Source organism: Vibrio harveyi NBRC 15634 = ATCC 14126 = KCTC 12724, from assembly GCF_001591145.1.
Taxonomy (GTDB): Bacteria; Pseudomonadota; Gammaproteobacteria; order Enterobacterales; family Vibrionaceae; genus Vibrio; species Vibrio harveyi.
Genome location: NZ_BCUF01000034.1, coordinates 16,132 through 41,412, shown reverse-complemented (window position 1 = coordinate 41,412; position 25,281 = coordinate 16,132). Strand labels below are relative to the sequence as shown.

Annotated in this window: 23 protein-coding genes; 10 read left to right on the top strand and 13 right to left on the bottom strand. The window is 45.3% G+C overall.

Annotation, left to right across the window (positions count from 1 at the left end):
- Positions 1-96 precede the first annotated feature (96 nt).
- Both gcvH and VHA02S_RS17160 read right to left on the bottom strand, forming a co-directional pair.
- Entirely contained in the window at positions 97-477 is a 381-nt protein-coding gene (gcvH, locus tag VHA02S_RS17165) for a glycine cleavage system protein GcvH (RefSeq protein WP_005451648.1), read from the bottom strand.
- 51 nt (positions 478-528) lie between these two features.
- Positions 529-1,824: a serine hydroxymethyltransferase gene (locus tag VHA02S_RS17160; protein ID WP_005451650.1), complete on the bottom strand. Its 1,296-nt coding sequence runs from the start codon at positions 1,822-1,824 to the stop codon at positions 529-531.
- A 379-nt stretch (positions 1,825-2,203) separates the two neighbouring features.
- On the opposite strand from VHA02S_RS17160, the gene VHA02S_RS17155 reads away from it, so the two are divergent.
- Together VHA02S_RS17155 and gcvT are read left to right on the top strand one after the other, a co-directional pair.
- A complete protein-coding gene (locus VHA02S_RS17155) occupies positions 2,204-2,827 on the top strand; it encodes a helix-turn-helix domain-containing protein (protein WP_005431308.1) in 624 nt (207 codons plus the stop codon).
- 260 nt (positions 2,828-3,087) lie between these two features.
- Positions 3,088-4,206 (top strand): glycine cleavage system aminomethyltransferase GcvT, encoded by a 1,119-nt coding sequence (gcvT, locus tag VHA02S_RS17150; protein ID WP_009696728.1) that lies wholly within the window; start codon positions 3,088-3,090, stop codon positions 4,204-4,206.
- Positions 4,207-4,400: 194 nt separating this feature from the next.
- Here gcvT and VHA02S_RS17145 read toward each other — a convergent pair whose 3' ends face one another.
- Complete coding sequence (locus VHA02S_RS17145; RefSeq protein WP_005451652.1) at positions 4,401-5,126, bottom strand: TetR/AcrR family transcriptional regulator; 726 nt, start codon at positions 5,124-5,126, stop codon at positions 4,401-4,403.
- Between the two features lie 163 nt (positions 5,127-5,289).
- On the opposite strand from VHA02S_RS17145, the gene VHA02S_RS17140 reads away from it, so the two are divergent.
- The 4 genes from VHA02S_RS17140 (at position 5,290) to VHA02S_RS17125 (ending at position 11,439) form a co-directional block, all read left to right on the top strand.
- Entirely contained in the window at positions 5,290-6,363 is a 1,074-nt protein-coding gene (locus tag VHA02S_RS17140) for an efflux RND transporter periplasmic adaptor subunit (RefSeq protein WP_017189012.1), read from the top strand.
- The gene (locus tag VHA02S_RS17135) at positions 6,363-7,424 is read left to right on the top strand and encodes an efflux RND transporter periplasmic adaptor subunit (RefSeq protein ID WP_038898898.1); all 1,062 of its coding nucleotides are present in this window, start codon (positions 6,363-6,365) and stop codon (positions 7,422-7,424) included. Before VHA02S_RS17140 ends, VHA02S_RS17135 begins: the two co-directional genes overlap by 1 nt.
- A complete protein-coding gene (vmeV, locus tag VHA02S_RS17130; RefSeq protein WP_005451657.1) occupies positions 7,424-10,483 on the top strand; it encodes a multidrug efflux RND transporter permease subunit VmeV in 3,060 nt (1,019 codons plus the stop codon). Before VHA02S_RS17135 ends, vmeV begins: the two co-directional genes overlap by 1 nt.
- A gap of 239 nt (positions 10,484-10,722) precedes the next feature.
- On the top strand, positions 10,723-11,439 hold the full coding sequence (locus VHA02S_RS17125) for a COG3650 family protein (protein ID WP_038898899.1): 717 nt from the start codon (positions 10,723-10,725) through the stop codon (positions 11,437-11,439).
- 126 nt (positions 11,440-11,565) lie between these two features.
- Here VHA02S_RS17125 and VHA02S_RS17120 read toward each other — a convergent pair whose 3' ends face one another.
- Positions 11,566-12,129 carry a porin family protein gene (locus VHA02S_RS17120; protein ID WP_005451662.1) on the bottom strand — a complete coding sequence of 188 codons (564 nt, stop codon included), beginning with the start codon at positions 12,127-12,129 and terminating at the stop codon, positions 11,566-11,568.
- 306 nt (positions 12,130-12,435) lie between these two features.
- Here VHA02S_RS17120 and VHA02S_RS17115 point away from each other — a divergent pair, with 306 nt between their 5' ends.
- Positions 12,436-13,263 (top strand): winged helix-turn-helix domain-containing protein, encoded by an 828-nt coding sequence (locus tag VHA02S_RS17115; RefSeq protein WP_038898900.1) that lies wholly within the window; start codon positions 12,436-12,438, stop codon positions 13,261-13,263.
- Positions 13,254-13,748 carry a hypothetical protein gene (locus VHA02S_RS17110; protein ID WP_038898901.1) on the top strand — a complete coding sequence of 165 codons (495 nt, stop codon included), beginning with the start codon at positions 13,254-13,256 and terminating at the stop codon, positions 13,746-13,748. Before VHA02S_RS17115 ends, VHA02S_RS17110 begins: the two co-directional genes overlap by 10 nt.
- A 175-nt stretch (positions 13,749-13,923) precedes the next feature.
- Here the strand turns inward: VHA02S_RS17110 and fruA are convergent, their stop codons facing one another.
- Genes fruA through fruB form a run of 3 tightly spaced genes read right to left on the bottom strand, consistent with a single transcriptional unit; the run spans position 13,924 to position 17,811 of the window.
- The gene (fruA, locus tag VHA02S_RS17105) at positions 13,924-15,657 is read right to left on the bottom strand and encodes a PTS fructose transporter subunit IIBC (protein WP_038898902.1); all 1,734 of its coding nucleotides are present in this window, start codon (positions 15,655-15,657) and stop codon (positions 13,924-13,926) included.
- 19 nt (positions 15,658-15,676) lie between these two features.
- Complete coding sequence (gene pfkB / locus VHA02S_RS17100; protein WP_038898904.1) at positions 15,677-16,666, bottom strand: 1-phosphofructokinase; 990 nt, start codon at positions 16,664-16,666, stop codon at positions 15,677-15,679.
- 11 nt (positions 16,667-16,677) lie between these two features.
- Positions 16,678-17,811 carry a fused PTS fructose transporter subunit IIA/HPr protein gene (gene fruB, locus VHA02S_RS17095; RefSeq protein WP_038898905.1) on the bottom strand — a complete coding sequence of 378 codons (1,134 nt, stop codon included), beginning with the start codon at positions 17,809-17,811 and terminating at the stop codon, positions 16,678-16,680.
- Positions 17,812-18,230: 419 nt separating this feature from the next.
- Between fruB and cra the strand changes: the two genes are divergently transcribed.
- Positions 18,231-19,226: a catabolite repressor/activator gene (cra, locus tag VHA02S_RS17090; RefSeq protein ID WP_005451680.1), complete on the top strand. Its 996-nt coding sequence runs from the start codon at positions 18,231-18,233 to the stop codon at positions 19,224-19,226.
- On the opposite strand, the gene VHA02S_RS17085 is transcribed toward cra, so the two are convergent.
- Positions 19,216-20,169: an endonuclease/exonuclease/phosphatase family protein gene (locus tag VHA02S_RS17085; protein ID WP_038898906.1), complete on the bottom strand. Its 954-nt coding sequence runs from the start codon at positions 20,167-20,169 to the stop codon at positions 19,216-19,218. The genes cra and VHA02S_RS17085 overlap by 11 nt on opposite strands.
- A gap of 126 nt (positions 20,170-20,295) precedes the next feature.
- On the opposite strand from VHA02S_RS17085, the gene VHA02S_RS17080 reads away from it, so the two are divergent.
- Positions 20,296-20,832: an RNA-binding S4 domain-containing protein gene (locus VHA02S_RS17080; protein WP_009696717.1), complete on the top strand. Its 537-nt coding sequence runs from the start codon at positions 20,296-20,298 to the stop codon at positions 20,830-20,832.
- A 115-nt stretch (positions 20,833-20,947) separates the two neighbouring features.
- On the opposite strand, the gene VHA02S_RS17075 is transcribed toward VHA02S_RS17080, so the two are convergent.
- The 5 genes from VHA02S_RS17075 to VHA02S_RS17055 form a co-directional block, all read right to left on the bottom strand.
- Positions 20,948-21,766, bottom strand: a complete 819-nt coding sequence (locus VHA02S_RS17075) for an EAL domain-containing protein (protein WP_009696716.1) — start codon at positions 21,764-21,766, stop codon at positions 20,948-20,950.
- Positions 21,767-21,859: 93 nt separating this feature from the next.
- A complete protein-coding gene (locus VHA02S_RS17070) occupies positions 21,860-22,780 on the bottom strand; it encodes an amino acid ABC transporter permease (RefSeq protein ID WP_038898907.1) in 921 nt (306 codons plus the stop codon).
- 78 nt (positions 22,781-22,858) lie between these two features.
- Positions 22,859-23,677, bottom strand: a complete 819-nt coding sequence (locus tag VHA02S_RS17065) for a transporter substrate-binding domain-containing protein (protein WP_038898908.1) — start codon at positions 23,675-23,677, stop codon at positions 22,859-22,861.
- A 9-nt stretch (positions 23,678-23,686) separates the two neighbouring features.
- A complete protein-coding gene (locus VHA02S_RS17060) occupies positions 23,687-24,484 on the bottom strand; it encodes an amino acid ABC transporter permease (RefSeq protein WP_009703114.1) in 798 nt (265 codons plus the stop codon).
- 3 nt (positions 24,485-24,487) lie between these two features.
- Positions 24,488-25,222, bottom strand: a complete 735-nt coding sequence (locus VHA02S_RS17055; protein ID WP_009696713.1) for an amino acid ABC transporter ATP-binding protein — start codon at positions 25,220-25,222, stop codon at positions 24,488-24,490.
- Positions 25,223-25,281: the final 59 nt, after the last annotated feature.

Sequence of the window (25,281 nt, the reverse complement as noted above, 5' to 3'; positions counted from 1 at the left end):
ATTTACGCTACTGATAATCTAAATTATACGTCCGAACCTAGAAAAAAAGCTGTCCACTAATCGTTATGCTAGGGGACAGCTTTCGTCTCATCCTAATTACTCTTCTTCGATAGAGCTTAGGTATTCTTCCGCATCTTTTAAGTCATCCAACTCAGATGGGTTTGAAAGCTTCACTTTCACAATCCAACCACCTTCGTATGGTTCTTCGTTGATTAGCTCTGGGCTGTCTTCTAGCTCTTCGTTGATTTCAACTACTTCGCCAGTGATTGGTGAGTAGATGTCTGAAGCTGCTTTTACTGACTCAACCAAAGAAAAGCTTTCGCCCGCTTCGACTTCATCTTCCACGTCTGGTAGGTCAACGAAAACTACGTCACCTAGCATCTCTTGAGCGTGCTCTGAAATACCGATAGTTACTGTGCCGTCACCGTTGTCACGTACCCACTCGTGGCTATCTGTAAACTTCAGTGTTTTGTCCATTGCTTAATCTCCAAATAACTTGTCAGGATAGTTTCTGATTTAATAAATCTTTTATTGGTAAAGAGGGTAACGGCTGCAAAGCTCTTTCACTTGCTTGCGTACGCGTTTTTCTACTTCTGCGTCACCTTCAGGGTTGTTCACCAAACCGTCCAGTACGTCACCAATCCAATTACCGATGAGTTTGAATTCTTCAGCGCCAAAGCCGCGGCTTGTACCCGCAGGCGTTCCTAAACGGATGCCCGATGTAATCATAGGCTTCTCTGTGTCGAATGGGATGCCATTTTTGTTACACGTGATACCTGCACGCTCTAGTGCTTCTTCTGCTTTGTTACCTTTCAAGCCTTTAGGGCGAAGGTCAACCAGCATTAGGTGCGTGTCTGTACCACCGGTTACGATATCGCAACCGCGAGTTTGCAATACTTCCGCCAGAACTTTTGCGTTGTTGATCACTGAATCAATATAAGTTTTGAATTCAGGACCAAGCGCCTCACCGAACGCGACTGCTTTAGACGCAATCACGTGCATCAGTGGACCGCCTTGCAGGCCTGGGAATACCGCTGAGTTGATTTTCTTAATGATATCTTCGTGATTGGTCAGAATCATACCGCCACGTGGACCACGCAGTGTTTTGTGGGTTGTAGTCGTAACCACGTGTGCGTGAGGAAGCGGGCTAGGGTGCGCGCCTGTTGCGATAAGACCGGCGATGTGCGCCATGTCGACCATAAGAATCGCGTTTACTTCGTCTGCGATTTCACGGAATTTTGCGAAGTCTATAGTACGTGGAATAGCACTACCACCTGCGATGATCATTTTAGGTTGGTGCTCAAGTGCCAGTTGGCGAACGTCTTCGTAGTTGATTTCTAGTGTTTCGCGGTCAACGCCGTATTGAACTGCATTAAACCATTTACCAGAAAGTGCAGGGCGAGCACCGTGTGTTAGGTGGCCACCTGCGTCCAGAGACATACCAAGAATAGTGTCGCCAGGTTGAAGTAGTGCCAGTTTTACTGCGCCGTTTGCTTGTGCGCCTGAGTGTGGTTGAACGTTTGCGTATTCACAATTGAAAAGTTTTTTCGCGCGTTCAATAGCAATGGCTTCCACTGTATCTACGTGCTCACAACCACCATAGTAACGGCGACCTGGGTAACCTTCAGCGTATTTGTTTGTTAGGCATGTGCCTTGAGCTTGCATTACCGCTTTAGACACGATGTTCTCAGAAGCGATAAGTTCGATTTGTTCGTTTTGGCGAGCGAATTCTGCCTGAATTCCAGCAAAGACAGCGTCATCTGTCGCGGAGAGGTTGGTAGAGAAAAAGTTTTCCAAGCTGTGGTTAGGGTAACTCTTGTTCATGGTAGTTGACCTTCCAAATCTGAAAATGAACCCGCAGTAGAAATAGTTGTTTGATTGCGATGGTGGCTCATTTGTCCTCAAAACAGCTGAACTGCATAGCAGAACAGAGTGACTTTCGACCCGAATAAGTGGGTTAAAACTCCGTCGGATTGTGGTTTCTCTTGTCCAATCTCTTACGGAAATGTGCATCTCTACATCTAACAAGTTGGTAACATAGCGCTTGCGGAACGAACAATCAACCAAAAATTTCCTATAGGAAACGAGATTTCTGGTTTTGTTAACAAGAGCACGCTTTAATTAACTCGGTGGACTTTTATCCATTATAGGGTTCATGCACAATGCTAATAGGAAGGAATAAAGGATATTTACAGAGGGATTTATGGCAGAAAGTATTTACGATGAATACCCGTCAATGACGTTGGCGAAAGAGCAACAAGACCAAAATATTGAACCGCTTAAGCTCGGTCAGCGCATTAAAGATATCCGCTCTAAACTTGGTATCACTTTGGAAGAGGCGAGCCAACGTACTGGACTTGCGCGTTCTACGCTAAGTAAGATCGAGAATGAACAGATTTCTCCTACGTTCCAAGCGATGCAAAAGCTAGCTCACGGATTGCAGATCGATATGCCGCAACTATTTGAACCGCCAAGGAAAAAGGTGGCAACAGGGCGTCGCGATGTGACCAAAAAGAAAGAGGGCAAACCGCACCCAACCCAAACTTACGAGCACGAGCTGCTGGCGACTCAACTTTCCAATAAGAAAATGATGCCTTTTAAGAGCCAAATCCGTGCGCGCAGTTTTGACGAATACAAAGACTGGGTTCGCCATGATGGGGAAGAGTTTTTACTCATCTTATCAGGTGAGGTTATGTTTTATTCTGAGTTCTATGAGCCTGTTGTATTAAGCGAAGGCGACAGTGTGTATTACGATGCGAACATGGGTCATATGTTGACCAGTGTGAGTGAGGAAGACGCGCACATTTTGTGGGTGACTGCCAAATAGTGATAAATAGTTGTAAATTTCCTATAGTGAAAGCAAACGATTGCTATCTGTTTTGAATGCGTTATGATGGCGCTCTGTTGATGATATCTCACTTAACAGAGCGCCTTTTTTGTGCGTTTTGTTGTGATTAAAATGTTAAAAGTCACACTTTTGAAAGTCGAGCGATGTCTTGTTCGTGCAAAATTGAATCAAGCGTGTTTATTATTGGAAACACATTGAATGCCGACAGCATTCTCGGGTCTATCTAAATGGAGACGAAAATGACTCAAGAACTTCTGAAAACACCACTGCATGCACTTCATGTTGAAGTAGGCGCAAAGATGGTCCCGTTCGCGGGTTACGACATGCCAGTTCAATACCCACTAGGCGTTAAGAAAGAACACTTACACACACGTGATGCAGCAGGTCTGTTCGATGTTTCTCACATGGGTCAACTTCGTTTGATTGGCGATGGTGCGGCAGCTTTCCTAGAGACGTTAGTTCCTGTTGATATCGTAGATCTAGGCGCAGGCAAGCAACGTTATGCGTTCTTCACTAATGAGCAGGGCGGTATCATGGATGACTTGATGGTCGCGAACCTTGGTGACCATCTGTTTGTGGTTGTGAACGCAGCATGTAAAGAGCAAGACATTGCACACCTTCAAGCGCATCTTCCTTCTGGCGTTGAGCTGGAAATCATCGATGATCGTGCACTGCTTGCGATTCAAGGTCCTAAAGCAGCAGAAGTACTAGCGCGTTTTGCTCCTGAAGTAGCAGAGATGCTGTTTATGGATGTTCGTAAAGTTGAACTACTCGGCGTTGAGTGCATTGTTTCTCGTAGTGGTTACACTGGCGAAGACGGTTACGAAATCTCGGTACCGGCTGACAAAGCAGAAGAGCTTGCTCGTAAGCTAACTGGCGAAGAGGAAGTAGAGTGGATTGGTCTTGGTGCTCGTGATTCACTTCGTCTTGAATGTGGTCTGTGTCTATACGGTCATGACTTAGATACAACGACGACTCCTGTTGAAGCAAGCCTATTATGGGGCATCCAAAAAGTACGTCGCGCAGATGGTGAGCGTGCGGGCGGTTTCCCTGGTGCAGACATCATTCTTAAGCAGATCGAAACAAAAGACGTTGCTCGTAAGCGTATTGGCTTGGTTGGTCAAACAAAAGCGCCTGTGCGTGAAGGTGCAGAACTGTACGATGCAGACGGCAACAAGATTGGTGTAGTAACCAGTGGTACAGCAGGTCCAAATGCTGGTAAGCCAGTTTCTATGGGTTACGTGCGCGCCGATCTTGCGGCTATCGGTACAGAGCTATTTGCAGAAGTACGCGGCAAGATGCTACCAATGACGGTAGAAAAAATGCCTTTCGTACCGCAACGCTACTACCGTGGTTAATTAAAGCTCGTCATTCCAGCGAGCCAAAGCGAGACTAGGAATCTACTTCCCACGCGCTGTATAGCTACAGTGTCGCGTTTAGGAATAAGCAACTATTAAGTAGGTTCCATTTCGTTTCCTCTTTGAAACGAAAAGTATAAACAAAAATGCCGAGCAAATTGCTCGGCATTTTTACGTTATTCTGAAGGTGTTGATTACGCGCTTAATTCTTCAATCGGGCAACACATATCGATAACCACTTCACTCAATTTGTCTGGGTGAATCATGTCTTCTTTATTCACACTAAATTGGCTTGCCATGATGGTGTTGAACAATTCCCAGTGTCTGATCAGCATCTTGTCGCGGTTGTTTGCGTCTTCTGGCCATGTCTCTTGCATCATTGGAGCTAGGCTAATCGCGCCATGAGCAAATACCAGCATTTGCCATTTTGATTCCCACTGATCGATTTGGTATTCAGGGTATTCAACATTGTAGTCAGCAAAGAGGTCGGTAAAAATCGCTGCAAATTCGTCTTTCGATCTTAAGAAGTATTGCAGTAGCGCATCATCGCCTTGGCGAATCGCGTCAGCAATCATCTGCACTGGGTGAGGGTTAACCAGCGCAAACGCTAGCATTCTTACCATGAATAGGTAAATCTTTTGATTAGACGGGGTGTTTGCTGGCATTTCGTTAACCAGCTGCGCCATGTAACCCTGCATGAACTCGTCCATGGCATCACTTACGGCTTGCCAGATTTTCTCTTTGCTTCCGAAGTGGTGGCGAATCAAACTATGGGAGACACCAGCCTTTTCACTGATGTTTCGAAGCGAAACTCGTTCATAACCTAACTCACAGAACATATCTGCCGCGACTCTAAGAATCAGGCACTTAGTTTGCTCAGCGGCTTCAGCACTCCTACGGCCTTGCTTTCTTTCTGTCATAGTTCGAATTTTCCCGAATATTATTCAACGCGCCTATTTTTACCAGAAACCGGACGATTTGACTAATTATTTTATTATCCACGTGGAAAATATGTTGATCATTTTTTCATTATTCTTATACTGCACGGCTGTGTAGTAAATAAAAAGTCGATGGAGAAAGCCAGTGCGAAAACAATACCTAAAGCGCACATTTGTCGGAGCAGCGGTGGCATTGAGCCTCGCTACGATGCTGACAGGGTGTAACAAAGCCGTATCAGAACCGTCCGAGCCATTAATCAAACCTGTAAAATTACTTGCTGTTAATGATCTGACTGTTGCCGATTCCGATGCATTCCTTGCGCGAATAGATGCAACGTACAGAGCCCAACTTTCATTTCAGGTTGGTGGCGAAATTGAGAAGTTGATCGTCAGAATGGGCGAGGAAGTGAAGCAGGGCGATGTCCTTGCAACGCTAGACCCAAAAGATCTGCAATTGGCGCTTGATGCGTCGCAAGCGCAATATTCGTTAGCGAAAACCCAATGGGAACGCTCGAAAAGTTTGTACAACAAGAAGCTGATCAGTACTGATAGCTATGACCAGCAAGAAACCCAGTACAAAGCCGCACTGGCAAACCTTGAGCAAGCAAAAACAGACTTAAGCTACACAGAGATTCATGCACCGTTTGATGGTGTTGTTTCTTACACCTACGTGAAGCCGTACCAAGTTGTCGCGGCGAAACAAGAAATTCTAAACCTTATCGACAATACCACGTTGGATGTGTCGTTCACTTTGCCCGTCACGTATGCAGAAGCGGTGTCACTGAACACATTAAAAGACGCGGAAATGTGGGTAACGATGGATAGCGAACCAAACAATCGCATTCAAGGCACATTCAAAGAGATTTCGACTCAGCCAAACGCAGACACTAACAGTTATGAAGCGATTGTGACCATTACTCGTCCGTCTGATCGTAACTTGCTGACGGGCATGACAGGTCAAGTTCATATCGCTAAGCAAAATGTTTCGGATGCTGTGATGCTGCCAAGCGCGGCGTGGGTAAGCAAAAGCGAAACTCAAGGCGAAGTTTGGGTGATGGACAGTGAAACACAACAGGTGAATAAAGTGACCTTGTCACTAAATGAAAACGGTGGTGTGGAGTCGGGTCTAGACAAGAACGATTATGTTGTCATCGCTGGTGTTGAGCGCCTAGTTGAAGGTCAAGTGGTGAAAGCTTGGGTTCGTGAGGAAGGTATTTAATGAAACGTTCACTATTTACAGTTTCTGCTATTGCGCTTGCAGTGCTGACTGGTTGTAACAGCAACGAAGAAGCCGTTGCTGAGCAGCCTTTGTATGTGTCGACGGTCTCTGTCGATGTTCCAGTAAAGAGCCAGTTCCGTACCTTTAAGGGACAAGTGGTGCCTGCTGAACAAACTCCGATTGCGTTTCGCCGTGCCGGTGAGGTGCAACATGTGTTGGTGAAAGCTGGTGACACAGTCAAAGAAGGTCAGATGATCGCTAAGCTCGATGACAGTAAAGAGAAGCAAGCAGTCAATGACGCCGAGGCGCAATACACGCTTGCTATTCGTCAGCTAAAACGTGGGGAAGAGTTGCACAGCCGCCAAATGATTTCGAAAGCGGAACTAGACGAACTAACGGCAAACAAGGAGCTGGCAGAAGCGAACTTCTATAACGCGACAAACCAGTTGAATTACACCCGTTTGTTTGCCCCGTTTGCAGGCAAAGTTTCTGACGTATTTAAAGAGCGTTTCGAGCGTGTTGCGATTGGTGAGCCGGTTCTAAACCTTTATCAAAGTGACAAAGTGTACGTTCGTATTGAACTGTCAGATAACGTATTAGCAATGGTGAATCCAAACACTCAAAGCATGAGTTACCAACCTCAAGCAACGTTTTCTGGTGATGAAAAGCGGTATCAGTTGAACTACTTGGAGCACACCAGTGAGCCAAATGCGCAAACACAAACTTACCAAATGTACCTAACGATGCCTCAGCCTGAACAAGAAATTCTGCCGGGCACAAGCGTAAGCGTGTCGGTTGATATGGTAGCGGCAGGCATTACGTCTATTGATGGCTACAACATCCCAATGACAGCGCTGCAAGCGGGCAGCCATGACGGTGAGTTTTTCGTTTGGAAATTAAATGGTGACGCGGTCACAAAAGTTGCTGTGACCATCAATCAAGTTAATGGTGAAGGTGCGATTGTGTCCTCGGGTGTTGCTCAAGGCGATGTATTAGTGAATTCCAGCTTACGCAAACTTCGTGAAGGTAAGCATGTGGACGTGGTGGAGAAAGTACAATAATGAGCATTGCTGAATACTCAATTAAGAACAAAGTCATCAGCTGGCTGTTTATCGTTATTCTTGCGATCGGCGGTGTAACGTCGTTCTTAGAACTTGGTCGATTAGAAGACCCGGCATTTACCATTAAGGATGCGATGGTGATTGCGACTTATCCGGGCGCGACCTCTAAAGAAGTGGAAGAAGAACTGACTTATCCGCTTGAAAAAGAGATCCGTAAGTTGCCTTATATCGATAAGATTACGTCAACGTCTTCGAGTGGTATGTCACAGATTATGGTGAGCATGAAGATGGACTACGGTCCTGATGAACTGCCGCAGATCTGGGATGAAATGCGTCGTAAGATCAACGATTTGCAACCAACTTTGCCGCAAGGTGTTCAATCTCTGCAAATCATTGATGACTTTGGCGACGTGTACGGCGTGATGTTAATGCTCACAGGTGATGACTACGATTACATCGAACTAAAGCGTTACGCGGACCAACTTACGCGTGAGCTTGAACTTATCGACGGTGTGGGCAAAGTGGACATTGCTGGTGATCAGCAAGAGATGCTTTTCGTTGAAATCTCTCTTGATCGTTTAGCTGCGCTTAACCTCGACATGAACGTGATCTCTGGTTTGCTGAACCAACAGAACAATGTGGTTTCTGCTGGTGAAGTGATGGTGAACGGCGAGAGTCTAATTATTCGTCCTAGCGGCACGCTAAACACCGTAGAAGCCTTGGAAAACCTGATTATTCACGGTCGTGATACAGGTAATCTGATCCGCCTAAAAGATGTTGCAACCATCAGCCGTGGCATTCAAGAAAAGCCGGGCAATGTTCTATTGTTCAACGGTAAGAAAGCGATCAACATTGGTATCTCGTTTGCGTCAGGTGTGAACGTGGTAGAAGTGGGGCAACGTATTGAAGCGGAACTGGCAAGCCTTGAAACGATCAAGCCTGCTGGTATCGATATGAACTATTTCTACAACCAGTCACAAGAAGTGGATGACTCGGTAAAAGCGTTTGTTATTAGCTTGGCAGAAGCGGTTGCGATCGTAATTATTGTACTGTTGTTCACCATGGGTTTGCGTAGTGGTTTGATCATTGGTTTGGTTCTGCTGTTGACGGTATTTGGTACCTTCATATTAATGAACTACAACAATATCGAGCTGCACCGTATCTCGCTGGGGGCGCTTATCATTGCCCTCGGTATGCTAGTGGACAATGCCATTGTTGTTGTCGAAGGGATATTGGTTGGTCTTAAGAAGGGTCGTACTAAAGTTCAAGCGGCAACGGATATTGTAAAACAAACCCAGTGGCCATTACTTGGTGCTACCGTTATTGCGATCACTGCTTTCGCACCTATCGGTTTATCTCAAGACGCGACGGGTGAGTTTATGGGCTCGTTGTTCTGGGTATTGTGTTTCTCGCTATTTTTAAGCTGGATTACTGCAATTACGCTAACGCCTTTCCTAGCGGATCTTCTATTGAAAGAAGAAGACAAAGGCGCGGATGCTGAAGACGAAGACCCATACAAAGGCTGGTTATTCGTTGCATTTGGTGCGTCTTTGAAGCTTGCTCTTCGTTTCCGTTGGTTGACCGTTGCAGGCATGGTGGCGTTGCTTGTGGGTGCAGTGGTTGCGTTTGGTAGTGTTAAGCAACAGTTCTTCCCACCTTCAAATACACCGATGTTCTACGTTGATATGTGGATGCCTGAAGGCACAGATATTCGTGAAACCATCAAGAAAGCAGAAGAAGTAGAAAGCTACATTCGTACGCAAGATGACATTGATTTTGTTTCTGCGTCGATTGGTCAAGGTTTGCAGCGTTTCGCTCTGACTTACCAGCCGGAAAAGAGTTACGAAGCTTACGCACAGTTCCAAGTTCGTACTACTGACCGTGACAACATGTTCAAGCTTCTGCACAAGCTAGACGACAATCTAGCGAAGACGTTTGATAAGCCAACGTTCCAGTTCAAGCTGATGGAGTTTGGTCCGTCGCCAGCTTCTAAGATTGAGGCACGTATTACTGGTCCAGATCCACAAGTGCTGCGTGAGCTAGCAGTACAAGTAGAAGACATTCTGCACACTGACCCAGGCGCTCGCAATATTCGTCATGATTGGCGTGAGCGTACTAAAGAGCTTGTACCGGTATTTAACGAATCAAAAGCGCGTCGCTTAGGTATTTCGAAGCAAGATCTTTCAAGTACGCTACAAATGGCGTTTGGCGGTAGCACACTAGGCTTCTTGCGCGATGGTACGCATATTCTGCCTATCATGACGCGTCTACCAGAAGCGGAGCGTGTTGACTTTGAATCGCTGCAAAACGTGAACATTTGGAGTCCATCGTTACAGACGTACATCCCAGTTGATCAAGTGATTGACGGTGTGAAATTGGATTGGGATGAGCCGTTGATTCAACGTCGTGACCGTAAACGTACTCTAACGGTACTGGCTGACCACGACGTATTGAGTGACGATACCGCGGCAAGCTTGTTTGCTCGTGTACAACCAAAAGTGATGGCGCTACACATTCCAGAGGGGTACGAAATTACTTGGGGTGGTGAATACGAGTCATCAAAAGATGCGCAAGAAGGGCTGTTTGGCTCATTGCCAATGGGTTACCTATTAATGTTCATCATTACGATGCTTCTGTTTAACTCATTAAAGAAACCACTGGTTATTTGGTTCACGGTGCCGTTGTCTATCATCGGTGTGGCGTTTGGTCTTCTGACGACAAACATGCCATTCAGCTTTACTGCTTTCCTTGGTCTGCTGAGCTTAAGCGGTATGATTCTGAAAAACGGTATCGTACTTCTAGACCAGATTAACCTTGAGCTAGAATCGGGCAAGGATCCTTACTTAGCCATTGTTGATAGTGCGATTAGCCGTGTTCGTCCAGTAAGTATGGCGGCACTGACAACGATTCTGGGTATGATTCCACTCGTGTTTGATGCCTTCTTCGGTTCAATGGCGATTACGATTATGGCAGGCCTTGGTTTTGCTACAGTGCTAACATTGATTGTCGTTCCAGTCATGTTTGCAATTCTGTTTAAGATCAAACCAACCACTGCATAAGGGACCAACCTGACTTCTGTCAGATTCCTGCCTAGCCCTGGGGATTTTCCTCAGGGCTTTTTTGATCTTGGCGTATAGGGATGAGAAACGAGATTTGAGAAGAAAAAGAGTAGATAAAGGCGAAAAAGACAAAGCGGGTGGTTTGGTGAACACTTAACGCATTTTTATGATTTTCTTGCAAGCGATTGATAAATGATGCGTATACTAACAAAACATCATGATTAAAAGAGCGAACACAAATGATAAATCGTGGATTACACGGACTCTTCCTTCTAGGTTCATTAACGCTTATTGGCTGTTCTTCTACAGACAGTGTTTCTACAAATACCACAGCTTCTGAAGCACCTGTGGAAATCAAAAGTGTCGATGCGGTAACTATCGCGACTTGGATCGACCAAAGCATTTTGAACCCTGAAGGGCTTTCTTTAGAAAACGATAAAATTCGTTACCTAACAGGCTCCGCGGATTTAAATAGCGATGGAGTAGCGGAGCACTTTGTCTTGCTTCAAGATCGCTATTTCTGCGGCAGTGGCGGTTGTAGCGCGTATATGTTTGACAACAACGGCAAGGTTCTTAACCGCATGTCAGTTACTAGAACGCCTGTTGTTTTGGCTGACAGTTACAGCAATGGTTGGCAAGACTTTATTGTGTGGAGCAACGGCGCTTATCGTCAAATGAGCTTCAATGGTAACACTTACCCAAGTAACCCGTCGTTAGAGCCAAAAATTGACCGTGATACTAAGGTACAGACTGCGCTTGCTTATGTGATGGCAACTGAACTTTACCAGCAAGATGGTTATGACATTATGCCGGCAGAAGACCAAGAAATTTGGACGCCAGCCAATGTTTATCATTTTACGTTTAAGCATTACGGCGACCCACACAGTGTCTACCAAGCGACGGTAGACATGAACACGGGGGATGTCGATATTGAAGCGGTACCGATGCAGAAGTAGGTCGTACAAAAGTACATGATGAGAAAATATGTATCGGTTAAACAGACCCGAACAAGAAAAGGGCGACAGCTATTAAAATTAGTGTCGCCCTTTGTGGTTTCTATGTGTTTGCTTTTTCTTTGATTATTAGAACTTGTACGTTGCGCCCGCATAGAAAGAGCCGATCTGGATGTCGGTATCTTTGCTCGAACGGGTTGAATCGACGTTGAAGTGGTCCATCTCATACGCCGCACGGAAAGTGATGTTGCTAAGCTGATGTGGTGTATATTCAAGACCAGCGCCGACGCGAAGTAATAACTCGTCTTCGTCAGGTCCTAACCCTTCCGGGATATCAACCGAGATATATCCCAAGCCTAATGTCGCAAATGGTCGCAAACCGTTGTCGAAGGTATAACCAATATTTGCCGCGACGGAGACACTGTTTACATCCAAATCTAACGGGGTGTGCTTAAGCTTAATATCACCATAATCTGTGTATTGTGCTTCAACACCAACGATACGATTGAACTGATACCCTCCGATAAGTTTAAAGGTTGTACCGTCACCATCGAGCTGTGTGAATGGGTCATCATCGCTATAGGTAGTATTACCGATACCGCCTCCCAAATAAAAACCGGACACGTCTTTTGAGTCATTTGCTTGGGCTTGAATACTGCCAAGTGCTAGAAGAAGGATGACTGCTTTTTTCATTGTTATTTACCTCTGTATTACTGTCTGTCTTATTATGTTTAAAACAGTGTTCATTATCCGAGTGAGGCGATGAAAAACTAAACTAAAAGTAAACAAAAACCAAATAATTTCAATCGATTTAGATACTTACGAAATTGTGTGTTTTTTGTGTAATCAGTGGCTGTTCATCGTAATTTATTAATGATGCAATGCAGAGCTGCTGGGTGATTCAGTGCGATGGTGTGAATTGTGAACACTGAGAGATTTCTGATTTGATTTTGCAAACCTAACCTATAATTCAAGGAGTTGAGAAAATAGTGAGACTGTATGCATAGAATCTATTTCGCCAATTTAATCCTCGATCCGACGACAAGGAAATTGTCCAATTCACGAGGCAGTGATGTACCGTTAAGGCCGCTCCCTTATCAAGTGTTGAACCTGTTGATTGAAAAGCAGGGTGTTCATGTCACTCGAGAGGAGTTATTTGAAACGTGTTGGGATGGTTCGGTAGTCACGGATCAAGCACTAACTAATGTCATCTCGGGCTTGAGAAAGAAGCTAGGGCAGTTGGATGCAAAAGGCGTAAAGATAAAAACCGTTAGCAAAATTGGTTATTTACTAGAAATTGATGACGACGCTAAACCCACTAAACAAAAAGTACAAATCCCGGATTTAGAAACATTGGAACCAGAGTCCGCCGAAACGGTTAGAACTTCTGTTCAAAGACCAACTGAATCGCGAGATAAGGCATTGAACTTGGCACCAATGCTGAGCTTGCTACTTGTTTTAGCACTTGGTTCAGTATTGTATTTTCGTCCTTTCGCGCCACATCCTGATTTCCTCAATAATTCTGAATATCACGACTTTTCCGTCTCTGAAACGGACTTTTATTTTTACGACCTCAAACATGATGAGCTTAATCTTTTGGCTTTGGCAACCAGTCTGAATGAGGATTCATTTCCTGTCTGCCCGGCAATTGTTTATTTACGAGTTTCCGAATCCGCTTATCAAGAAGGTGCGTACATTTTGCGTGCCTTTGCGTTTGCTAAAAATAGCAATAAGAACGTCAACTACATTAACTTCTCACTTGAGATTGAATCGTTAAAAGAGACCATCTTGGAGAGCATGAGGAGGGCGGACGCAATATGCAAATAAACAAACTTGCCGTGCTTAATATCGGATTGACACTCGTTTTAGTTGGCGTTGTCGTACATCAAAAGTACTTTCAGTCGGATGAGATTACTGGGTCCCGCTGGGCTTGTGCGACCTATGAAGAGGACTTTATCACGAAAGGCTATCGACGATACGAGCACATCAAAGATCGCTCTGTAGTGGTGTTTAGCTCCGATAGGGATATGTATATCTTTCAAAAAGGTTCACTTCTGACTAAGACGGGTGAAAGTAAAGAATACGAAATGATTTTCAATGGTAAGTATAAGGTCGATGGGCATGAGTTATCAGTGGATTATCAAAAGGTAAGCTGGAATCACCAACCGACAGAAAGTGAAGTGTTTATCCGCGACATGAACTCGTATGTTGGAACGAAAACGGACTTTATTTATAAAGTTGAAAATGACCGTTTGTTCTTTTTCAATCAAAGCGAAGCAGAGGAAAGTAACTTTGTTTGTTACCGCATTTAGTCATCCATTCGTTTTTTCATATTTAGTTATCTGACCACGCTTCTGTTCGTCTCTCTACAATAAAAAACACCTCCCAATGCCGAAGCAGAGGGAGGTGTCGAATGCCAAATCGAGGGAGGCATTGTTAATCGTTAATCAATCGTTGCCTAGGTGAGCACAAGCTGACCGTTGACGATTAAGCAGCAGCTTGTTGTTTCGCTTCTGCTTTGTTCTTTAGGAACGCGTAAGTGAAACCTGTTACCACTGTACCTGCTGCGATTGCTACCAAGTACATCAATACCGGAGAAATTGCGTTAGGGATTAGCAGTACGAACAGACCACCGTGTGGTGCCATTAGTTTTGCACCGAACAGCATAGATAGTGCACCCGTTAGTGCGCCACCCGCCATACATGATGGGATTACACGCATTGGATCTTTCGCAGCGAATGGGATTGCACCTTCAGAGATAAAGCACAAACCAAGAACGAATGATGCTTTACCTGCTTCACGCTCGCTTTGTTCAAATTTGTTTTTCGCAATAAATGTCGCTAGACCCATACCAAGTGCTGGAACCATACCTGCCGCCATGATTGCAGCCATAGGAGCGTAAGTTTGAGAAGCCAATAGACCTACACCGAATGCGTAAGCTGCTTTGTTTACTGGGCCACCCAAGTCGAAACACATCATTGCGCCAAGGATAACACCTAGTAGTACAGCACTGTCAGAACCCATGTTGTTTAGGAAGTCTGTCAGACCGTTCATGATGCCTGATACCGGACCACCTACGATGTAAATCATAACTAGGCCAGTGAACAAGGTTGCCACAAATGGGATGATCAGAATCGGTTTAAGTGCTTCCATCGATTGTGGAAGTTTCACTTTATCTGCAAGGAACTTCGCGGCATAACCAGCAATGAAACCCGCAGCGATACCACCAAGGAAACCAGCGCCAGTTGAGCTTGCAAGCATACCGCCGACAAGACCCGGAGCCAGACCTGGACGGTCAGCAATTGAGAATGCGATGTAACCTGCAAGTACAGGAATCATCAGAGCAAAAGCGGAGCCGCCACCAATGTTCATCAGAGCAGCCGCTAATGTGCCTTCTTCTTTAAACGCTTCAATACCAAATACGAAGGATAGGGCGATGATCAAACCACCAGCAACAACCACAGGGAGCATGTGCGATACACCTGTCATTAGGTGTTTGTATGCGCCTTTCTTCTCTTCAGTCGCTGATGACGCGCTTGATGAGCCAGAATGTTGGTATACGGTTGCTTGTTCAAACGCTTTGTCCATCTCTTCTGAGGTTTTCTTCAGAGCTGGACCTGTTTTAGTGCGGTACATCTTCTTGCCGTTGAAGCGGTCTAGTGGCACTTCGATGTCGGCAGCGATGATTACCAAATCTGCGTCTGCGATTTCTTGGTCAGTGAGTTGGTTTTTCGCGCCTACTGAACCACGTGTCTCCACTTTGATTTGGTGACCGCGGCGTTTGCCTTCTTCTTCCAGTGCTTCTGCCGCCATGAAGGTATGCGCTACGCCTGTTGGACATGCCGTAATTGCAACGATTTTCTTCGTCGCTGATGCACTTTCAACTGGTGCCGCAATAGTTGTTGCTTGCGCTAAGGTTGCTGCGCTTTCTACTGCAGTTTGTAGGAAAGCAGATGCGTCTTTAGCTACGTCGCTGATATCTGATAAGTAGACTTTTTTACCTACGAAACGAGAAGTATCAACTGGAGTGTTAGCCGCAATTACGATCGCTTCTGCTTGTTCAATGTCAGCTTCTGTTAGTCGTGTTGGTTCAATCACGCTTGATTGGCATTCAATCTTCGCATTCCAACCTAACTTAGCGGCTGCTTGTTCTAGTAGACCTGCCGCAATGATGCTGTTCGCAACACCACTTGGACAAGCTGTAATGATGGCAATATTCATACTGATAACCTTCTGTTCCTTAGTTTTTGTCTAAGTTAGTATTAGGGTAAAGCTCGGTTACTTGTGTTTGGAGCTTGATGTTCTCCAGTTCTTCCTGACTGGTTAAGCCTACGCCAACTTGGCTAACTGCAAGAGCAGAAAGCGCGGTAGCGAAGCGGAGTAAATCGTTTTTCGGCATCACTTGCATGTGACCCCAGCACAAGCCCGCAACAAGCGTATCGCCTGCACCTACTGTGCTTACAACATTCATTCTTGGTGGTTGTGCGCGTAGCCATTCACCTTGGTTAAGCCACATCACACCGTCAGCGCCCATTGACACGACAATGTTCTCAATGCCTTTATCGCTGAGTGTTTGCGCCGCGGTTTGGCATTGCTCTGGTGTGGCTAGATGTTCGCCAACAAAATCACTGAGTTCTTCATCGTTTGGCTTGATCAACCAAGGATGCGCTTCGATGCCTGCACGTAATGCGGCTTTACTGCTATCAAAAAGCACTTTCTTACCTTGTTGGTGCAGCGCTTCAATCCACGTTGCACATTGCTCTGCGCTTACGCCGCCAGGTAGGCTGCCGGCAAGAACAAAGTAATCGTGTGTTTCTGCAAGGCGGAATAGGGTTTGTTCAAAGCGAGCGATTTCTTCTGGCGTGACTTGCACACCAGGGAAGTTGATATCGCTGACTTGACCATCTGCCTCAACCAGTTTTACGTTGATGCGCGTTGCGCCTTCGACTTCAACAAACTCGTTGTGAACCTTGATGTCGTCGAAAAGCTGGTGGAATAGTTCCGGATTGTCTTTGCCTAGAAAGCCAGTCACTGTCACGTCCGCACCTAAGTCACTCAGAACTTTGGCGACATTTACGCCTTTACCAGCAGCATGCAGGTTGCTCTTTTCTACTAGGCTTACCGATCCCACTTTTAGTGAATCCAGTGAACCCGTTAGGTCAAGGGCAGGGTTAAGCGTAATGGTCACGACTTTGTTTGTTGCTTTTGTCGATGAAATTGTTGCTGTCATGAATCCGTCCCTTAACCTTCACCAAGACCAGAAGCGATTGCTTTACCGATGGATTCGAGAGCTTGTGCTGCGTCTGGACCTTCAGCAGAGAATTGAAGTTGGTGACCGTGTTTTACACCAAGCGCAATAACTTTCATTAGGCTCTTTGCGTTTACCGGTTTAGCGTCGCCATCTAAGTTAGCAACGCGGATCGTTGATTCGAATTTCTTCGCTTCCGCGACCAGCATTGCCCCCGGACGAGCGTGCAAACCGTGCGCGTTCTTAATCTTGAAAACTGCAGTGTTGCCATCTTCAGATGCTTCGCTTGCTACTTCTTCGCCTTTGAATAACGCTAGAACTTGCTCTGCAGAAGCATCAAGTAACTTGTTGTGTTCGTTGTTAAACACAAGCTTTGAAATTGTGCTTAGGATCGATTGGTGCGCGTTATTGCAAGCAGCAAACGCAACTAGAGCACGAACTTTCTCGCCTTCAAACTCACAGTCATTCGCTGTTGATACAAAAGAAACACCAGTGCGAGTGACTTGCTTATCGCTACCGACTAGCCACAGACCTTGACCAAGGTGCGTCGGTGTTTTCGTCACAAGATCCGCAACGAATTCTGCACCAGCACAACCTGTATTCTTAAGTAGACCACCCGCAACCGCGCTCATTTGAACCATGTCGCTTGCAGGGAAGAGAAGTTGAATTAGAGAGGCATCGAAATCTGCTTCTAGCTGAACGTCACCATGAAGTAGGGCAATGATGTCATCTTCGCTTTTCGCATTGCGTAAGCGCTCTTCAACACCGTCTGCGCCCAATACTTTTGTTAGCTGCTTTAGGATGCCCAAGTGCTCGTCTGATTTTGCCGCGATACCAATAGCGACGAAAACCTTATTGCCGTCACCCCATTCAATACCTTCTGGGAAGTGGTGAACCGCAACACCCGTGGTTTTAACCATTGAGCGTGTGTCTGTGGTGCCGTGAGGAATCGCGATGCCGTTACCCAAGAATGTTGAGTTTTGGTTTTCACGGTTTAGCATGCCCTCTACATAGCCTTGTTCTACCAGACCTTTGTCTGTCAGGCTTTGAGCGATGTTTTTAATCGCTTCAAACTTGTCTGTAGCGGATTGAGATAGGGTAATGTCGTTCTTACTTAGCTTAAGCATGGTGCTTCTCCAGCCTTAAGGTATCTATTTCTAATTCATCTTGGCTACGCGGCTCGTTCTTCGATGCGTAACCTTGTTTATCTATTCTTTGCTGAACTGCTGTTCCTGTTAACCAGCGTTGTTTACTACGAAACTGCTTAACCTTAACAATAAACTGAATCGATTCAGCAATTGGTCAAATTTTTTAAAACACTCAGCGAAACTGTTTTTAAAATCAAAACTTAATCATCCAGTGATTGATTGCCTATAAAGCCTAGCAAAGCAAACCTCACTTGCTGTTTTTTGGTGATTCCCGTCAATTTTTAAGTTTTGCTGAATCCTTTCAGCTTTTATACTGAATCGGTTCAGCATATAATTCAACTTATCGAAGGATCGTTGATGTATTAATATGATCCTGCGCACAGAATAGGGCTTAGAATATGACACTGGATGAAATAGCGAAATTAGCTGGGGTTTCAAAGACGACAGCAAGCTATGTGATTAACGGGAAAGCGCAGAAATACCGCATCAGCGAAAAGACTCAAAAGAAAGTCATGGCGGTGGTAGAGCAGCATAATTACAAACCGGATCACGCGGCTTCTTCTTTACGTGCGGGAAACTCGCGTTCGTTCGGTTTGATCATTCCAGACTTAGAGAACACCAGTTACGCACGTTTAGCAAAACTGATTGAGCAAAACTCTCGTAAAGCAGGTTACCAAATCCTGATTGGTTGCTCGGATGATAATCCGCAAACGGAAGAGAAAGTGGCTGAGGCATTGGTTAGCCGTCGTATTGACGCATTGTTTGTCGCAAGTAGCATGCCGGCTGCCAGTGAGTATTACTTAAAGCTGCAAAACTCGGGCACGCCAGTTATTGCACTTGACCGTCCAATGGATGATGAGCATTTTTGCTGTGTGATCAGTGAAGATTTTGACGCGGCATTTGAGTTGACTGAGTCGGTTTTGTCCTCTGAAATCAAATCGATTGGGCTTATTGGCGCTTTAGCAGAACTTCAAGTTTCTAAAGAGCGTGAATTGGGTTTTCGTTCTGCTTGTCAACAAGAAAGCAAAGATGTGCTGGTGGGATATGGTCAGCATTTCTCGCGAGAAGAAGGCAAGAAAGTGCTAGAAAGTTGGATTGCGAATGACGAATTACCTGATGCGTTAGTGACTATGTCATACACCTTACTCGAAGGGGTGTTAGACGTTATGTTAGAAAAGCCGGAGCTGATGGCGAAAGTGCGTTTAGCAACCTTTGGTGATAACCGCTTATTAGACTTTTTGCCAATCAAAATCAATTCGTTACCGCAGCAGTTTGAACTCATTGCCGACAGTGCGATGGAGTTGGCGCTTAATGCGTCTGCAAAACGCTACAAGGCTGGGGTTGAGTTGATTCCACGTAAGATTGTGAAACGCCACATCGACGCTAAAGCTTAATTTCTACCGTCAGCGCCACAAACGCGTGGTCGCTGGCGTTTTTATCTCGCTCAAAAGACGGGTTAATTAAGTGCGCATCCAGCACTTCATATCTCGTCACTTCCGCTATCGATATGTCTGCATGAGCATCGAATTCCTGCGATAGCAAGATGTAGTCCAACACATTTCCTTTTGCAAAGTGGTAATGCGTTGCTGGGCGTGGCTCCAGAGTAGGCGCTACTTGCAATTCCCATCCGTCATTTAGTTGCAAATCAGTGACGCTGTCACCGTAATGTTCAATCAAAACCTTGTTAACGCTTGTGGATGTGATGGATTGGTTCATGTCTCCCATTAACACGGTGGGCATTGAGTTGCGTGCATACTGCTTTTGCATTGCGTCGCGTAGCATGGCTGCTTCCCAACCGCGTTGTTGTGTTGATAGCCAGCGCGCAATTGGTTTGCTTGCATCTGCAGGTGTCTCTGAATCAGCCGGTCTTTGTGATTTTAAATGCGTAACATAAATTGCAATATGCCCAATGATAGGGTGAACGATGATTGCTCGAATTGGTTTTCGGCTGAAAGGGGGCGCAGAGAAATCACCGAAGGCGTTGAGCGTTTCTTTATCGAAAGTGACGGCTTCATAACTTTCAATTGGGAAGCGGGACGCGATTGCCACTACAGGACGAGAGTAGATGTAGTCACCCTCAATATGCGGTGTATCGACACTGGCAAAGTGCTGATATCCCATTGTAGTAAAGAAGGCTTTGGTTTCTTCAATGCTGAACACTTCTTGTAAGCCGATGACATCCGGGGCGAGTTGCTCGAGCTGTGATTTTGTCCAAGTGAGTTTGTCCTGCCAGTCGTCGAGGGAGTAAATGTTCTCGAAGTCATAATACGCTCCAGGTGGAGCAACAAAGTTGAACAGATTGGCGGTGGCAAAGGTAATGCAGTTCTTATTAGACAAAATATTGCTCGTTCAAGGAGTTATTGGGTGAGTATATACCCAATTGGACAAGTTGAGTGAAGATCACGTTTCTATTTGTACGCATTCCGTTTAAACTCCGTTCATCAAGAAAAATGAGTAACGAACATGACCCAAGATTACGAACACGAAGAGTATTTAGAAGGCGAAGAGATTGAGATCGAAGCGATCGGTATCGACGTCGACGCGCACCCAATTGAACTGTACAAGCTTTTCAAAATCGCAAACTTGGTGAGTGGCGGTGGTGAAGCAAAACACATCATCGAAGAAGGTTATGTTGCGGTAAATGGTGAGCTAGAAACGCGCAAACGTCGCAAGATGTACGACGGCGATTTCTTCGAGTTCAACCAAGAATACTATGTCGTTGTGTGCGATGCGCCAGTAACTGAGCCAGAAACTGCGGAGCAAAAAGCAGAGAAGAAGGCGAAGAAGGACGCACAAAACGCGCGTAAAGAAAAATCTCGTTCGAATAAGAATGAGAAAAAAGCTAAAGGTCCTCAATCGACGGGTCGTAAAGCGGCGCACAAAGAGCGTAAGGCACAGAAAGAAGCATTGTCTCAATCTGCCAAGAAAGGTAAGAAAGAAGACAAGCCTCAAGTGAGTCGCGATCCAAAGAGTGGGCGTAACTCTATCGACTTCTTCTAAGTGATTTGTCTATAACACGGATAATTTCACAAGCGCCGCTTCGGTTATTGACCAAGGCGGCGCTTTTGTATTTTGCGGTTGTTGATTTGACAGATAAGAATTTGGGGCTGATTGGTTAGTGTAAAACTTCGCTGTTTTGCGCGTGTTTGGTCCAGTGGTTAATCGAGTTTGGCTTAGCTAGGTAAAAGCCTTGGTAGTAATCAAGATTAAGCGCTTGCATAGCGGAGAGCTGCATGTTTTCCTCAACCCCTTCAATAACAACTTTCGCATTCATCTCTTCAGCCAGTTCAACTGCATTGGCAATCGCAAGCGTATCGCCAGAGCAGTAATCAAGAAGGTAAGAACGGTCTATCTTGATAATGTCGGGACAGAGTTGCTTAACGCGTGACATATCAGAATGGTGGGAACCAAAGTCATCAATGGCGAAGAGAAAGCCATTAGCTCGCATTAGTTGTACCGCTTGGATCAGTAATTCAGTATCACCACACGACTCTTCAACCACCTCAAAGACCACATCAGAGGGTTCCATACCTAGCTCATGCAACCGCTTATACAGCAAACCGTTATCTTTAAAACCCATGTCTTTGGTCAGTGTTAATAAGGTTTGCGGCATGACGTTTAGAAATAGTTTTATCGGCGAACCTGCGAAATGACGTGCAAAGTTTCGGATATGAATTGCCCGAGATAGAAACTCCATACAAAGTCGGAAGTAGGTATCTATGCTGGCATCGGCAAAGAAAAGATCTGGACGAATGTTGGCTCCGTCTGCGCCTCGAATGCGCAATAGGGCTTCCATCCCGATCATGTTTTGGTGTTTATCGAAGATTGGTTGATAAACACTATGGAAAGTATATTGATTGAGCACGACGTAATATTCGCCAAGGCTGTCCTGCCTTATGTATTGCTCGTAATCGGACTGCTTCTTTAACTCCATGAAAAACGCCAAAAAAATAGCATGAGAGCGAATGTAACAGGATGGAATTCGGATTTGAAGCGCTAGGCTGTCTTAATTTTGAAGCCCTTTGAGTTAATTTGAAATAGATTCCGATTTTTTCTCGATGTATCTAAAAAACATTGATAGACCGAAACAAATCAGAAAGTAAACCAAGCCCACAATTAGCCAAATTTCAAAAATGTAACCGGAAGAGTTTGCCATCTCGGTACCAACGAAGGTCATTTCTTGAATCGAAATCAGTGATACAATAGATGTGTCTTTGACTAAGGAGATGGTTTGACCTGCCAAAGCGGGCGTAATAGCTTTGAGCACTTGTGGGGCAATGATAAAGCGATATTTGACCCAACGAGATAAACCGAGAGAATCTGCGGCTTCCCACTGTCCTTTATCGACACTTTGTAAACCAGCACGAACCACCTCAGCAATGTAAGCGGAAGAGAGCAAGCCTACGCAGAGAACTCCTGACGCTAGGTTCTCCCACAAATTCGCCGGACCAAAGAAGAAGCTTTGCAGTGCATTGGGTTCGCCGCGATAGTTGCGAAGTAGATCTTCTAACCCAAGTAACGGGATTAATTGGTTTGAAATAAAAAAGTAGAAAATAAAGACGAATACCAATGGTGGAATATTTCTTACCAACTGAATAAACGCGTTGGCAGGTGTGCGAAACCAAGCCGATTCCGAAAAGCGGGCTAAGCCAAGTAGGGTGCCTAATATAAGTGCGAAGCTCATGCCCCATAAACTCAGGCGTAACGTTGAAATCAAGCCTTGAAAAAAATATGGCAGCCCACCATCAGCACGCGGAGTAAACAACAAATCAATGGCTTCTTTCCAATGCCAGATGTAGTTCACCCCTACGGTGGAGCGGTGGTAAAGCCAACCCCCAACTAACGCGCAGATGGCAAGCAACACCCAATCAAGTAGGTTAAAACGGTTTAAGAAAAAGCCTGACTTTGTTTTGGTTGGTGCAACACGAGTGGTGGTTTGTCCGCTCAAGGTTTGACTCCGATAGTAAAGAGAGGACCGACCCTTCATTCGAGTCGGTCTGTGTATTTGATGTATTAGTTTTTACGTTTATTGACCGTGTGCCACTTGGTCTTGCCAATCCAGTGTTGAGAACCAGTATTCGTAGCGCTCATCTAACCAACCGTCTTGGGTACGTGCTTCAATCCATTTGTTGAAGAAGTCTTTTTTGTCTTCTTCACCTAAGCGAACGGCAAAGGCTTCGTTTCCTTTGGATAGACGCTCAGTAAATGGAATGAACAACTTATCCGCGTGTTTGATCGCTTCATGCTCAGGTTTAGGGCTCGATGCAATCACCGCATGTGCATTGCCGTTTAGAACTTCTTGGAATGCTTGCGCGTCATCATCAAATTGAAGGATTTTTGCTTTCGGGAATGTTTCACGCGCTACTTGAACGGTAAAAGCACCACGACGAGCTGCAATTTTCACTCGGCGAGAATCAAAGTCAGAAAACTCGCTAAAGCCTGCTGCCAGTTCTTTGTTCGCTGCAACTTGAACACCCGAGTGTGAGTAAGGTTCAGTGAACAGTACGCTCTTAGAACGTTCTGGAGTAATCGACATACCGCCAATGATAACGTCAAATTTCTTGGCTAGTAGAGCAGGGATGATACCGTCCCATGCTGTTGGTACGAACTCAACCTTCAGACCAGAATCTGCGGCTAGGCGTTTAGCGACATCAATTTCAAAGCCAATCAGTTCGCCTTGTTTATTTCGCATTGCCCAAGGTACGAATGTCGACATACCAACGCGAAGTGTGCCTCGTTCCTTGATTAGATCTACGTTTGGTGTTGCTGCTTGCTCATTGGCTAACGAAGGTAGAGCAATCGCAAGCCCCAATAATGCAGTAATGGTCGCTTTGAATAACTTCATGTTATCTCCTTATAATTTGCGCCAACTGGCTCCTAGTTTGTGTTCTAGCCAAGCGGATAAGCCAGAAAGTGATAATGTGAGAGCAAGGTAGATTGCTGCCACAGTAAACCAAATTTCAAATGGCATCGCCGTTTCCGATACGATGTTTCTTGCCTCGGTCGTTAAGTCGAATATTGCCATAACACTCACAATCGAAGAGTTTTTAATCAATGACACGACTTCGTTCGTCAATGGCGGCAGGGTGCGCTGAAGCACCTGCGGTAGGATCACGTCTTTGTATGCAAAGAAAGGCGATAAACCTAGCGTCTTCGCTGCTTCAAATTGACCTTTTGGAATGCTATTTAAGCCTGCTCGGAAGATCTCTGCCGTATATGCACCTTGGAAAAGCGACAACGCCAACACCGCAGTGCTGAATCGATCTAAACCAATGACTGGTCCAAACACAAAATAGAGCAGGTAAATTTGTACCAACAGCGGCGTATTACGAATCAGTTCCACATAAGCTGTGCCAATCGCGTTGCCTACTTTGGAATTGCTCAAACGCAATAAAGCGGTGATTAAACCAATGACCAAAGTGAAGAATAGACTAATGGCAGAGATTTTTAAGGTAACGATGAGCCCATCGACCAATTCTGCTGGCCACCATTCACCATCTTCGTAGAAGGCAATGTAGTCGGGCACGCGCTCCCATTGCCATTGGTAGCCCATGGCTTGAGCTCCTGAATCGAGCACCCAAATAATCGCAATCAAAAGAATCGCAATTTGTAATATGGCTTGTAAGACCGGTTTAAGGATTCGAACAACCATAGGCTAGTAGCTCAGGATTTGATTTAAGAATGCTTGCGTACGTGGGTGTTGTGGTGTTTCAAATAGTGCAACGGGGGAGTTCATCTCGATGATTTCACCTTCGTCCATAAACACAACACGATTCGCTACTTTCTTTGCAAAGCCCATTTCATGCGTCACACAAATCATGGTCATGCCGCTCTGGGCAAGTTCTACCATGACATCTAACACTTCGTTGATCATCTCTGGATCAAGTGCTGATGTTGGTTCGTCAAATAAGAGAAGGTCCGGCTCCATACAAAGCGAACGGGCAATGGCAACACGTTGCTGCTGACCGCCTGATAGTTGAATCGGATATTTGTTTGCTTGCTCTTCAATGTTGACGCGCTTGAGGTAGTGCATCGCTCGCTCTTCTGCTTCTTGCTTCGACAGCTTTAATGTACGAATTGGTGCGAGAGTAAGGTTTTCTAAAACGGTCAGATGCGGGAATAGATGGAAGTGTTGAAACACCATGCCGACTTTACCCGGCTTATGGGTTTTGGCGTTAGCTGGTTGCTCAAAGACGTTGAGTTCACCTTCTTGGATAGATTCTAAGTGATTGATACAACGAATAAGAGTGGATTTACCTGAACCGGAAGGACCACAAACAACAACGATTTCACCGGTATGTACTGAAAAATTAATATCTCTAAGTGCGTGGTATTCTCCATACCACTTGTTTACGCCGCTGAATTCAACAACGATATTTTTCTCTTTCAAGGCTGCCAACTTTTAGAATAAATTTCTTTCTACAATAACAAGTTATTAACCGTATTGCA

Bases quoted from the DNA above. Each gene is read 5' to 3' on its own strand.
- gcvH (WP_005451648.1), bottom strand. From the start codon at position 477: ATGGACAAAACACTGAAGTTTACAGATAGCCACGAGTGGGTACGTGAC.
- VHA02S_RS17160 (WP_005451650.1), bottom strand. From the start codon at position 1,824: ATGAACAAGAGTTACCCTAACCACAGCTTGGAAAACTTTTTCTCTACC.
- VHA02S_RS17155 (WP_005431308.1), top strand. From the start codon at position 2,204: ATGGCAGAAAGTATTTACGATGAATACCCGTCAATGACGTTGGCGAAA.
- gcvT (WP_009696728.1), top strand. From the start codon at position 3,088: ATGACTCAAGAACTTCTGAAAACACCACTGCATGCACTTCATGTTGAA.
- VHA02S_RS17145 (WP_005451652.1), bottom strand. From the start codon at position 5,126: ATGACAGAAAGAAAGCAAGGCCGTAGGAGTGCTGAAGCCGCTGAGCAA.
- VHA02S_RS17135 (WP_038898898.1), top strand. From the start codon at position 6,363: ATGAAACGTTCACTATTTACAGTTTCTGCTATTGCGCTTGCAGTGCTG.
- vmeV (WP_005451657.1), top strand. From the start codon at position 7,424: ATGAGCATTGCTGAATACTCAATTAAGAACAAAGTCATCAGCTGGCTG.
- VHA02S_RS17125 (WP_038898899.1), top strand. From the start codon at position 10,723: ATGATAAATCGTGGATTACACGGACTCTTCCTTCTAGGTTCATTAACG.
- VHA02S_RS17120 (WP_005451662.1), bottom strand. From the start codon at position 12,129: ATGAAAAAAGCAGTCATCCTTCTTCTAGCACTTGGCAGTATTCAAGCC.
- VHA02S_RS17115 (WP_038898900.1), top strand. From the start codon at position 12,436: ATGCATAGAATCTATTTCGCCAATTTAATCCTCGATCCGACGACAAGG.
- VHA02S_RS17110 (WP_038898901.1), top strand. From the start codon at position 13,254: ATGCAAATAAACAAACTTGCCGTGCTTAATATCGGATTGACACTCGTT.
- fruA (WP_038898902.1), bottom strand. From the start codon at position 15,657: ATGAATATTGCCATCATTACAGCTTGTCCAAGTGGTGTTGCGAACAGC.
- pfkB (WP_038898904.1), bottom strand. From the start codon at position 16,666: ATGACAGCAACAATTTCATCGACAAAAGCAACAAACAAAGTCGTGACC.
- fruB (WP_038898905.1), bottom strand. From the start codon at position 17,811: ATGCTTAAGCTAAGTAAGAACGACATTACCCTATCTCAATCCGCTACA.
- cra (WP_005451680.1), top strand. From the start codon at position 18,231: ATGACACTGGATGAAATAGCGAAATTAGCTGGGGTTTCAAAGACGACA.
- VHA02S_RS17080 (WP_009696717.1), top strand. From the start codon at position 20,296: ATGACCCAAGATTACGAACACGAAGAGTATTTAGAAGGCGAAGAGATT.
- VHA02S_RS17075 (WP_009696716.1), bottom strand. From the start codon at position 21,766: ATGGAGTTAAAGAAGCAGTCCGATTACGAGCAATACATAAGGCAGGAC.
- VHA02S_RS17065 (WP_038898908.1), bottom strand. From the start codon at position 23,677: ATGAAGTTATTCAAAGCGACCATTACTGCATTATTGGGGCTTGCGATT.
- VHA02S_RS17060 (WP_009703114.1), bottom strand. From the start codon at position 24,484: ATGGTTGTTCGAATCCTTAAACCGGTCTTACAAGCCATATTACAAATT.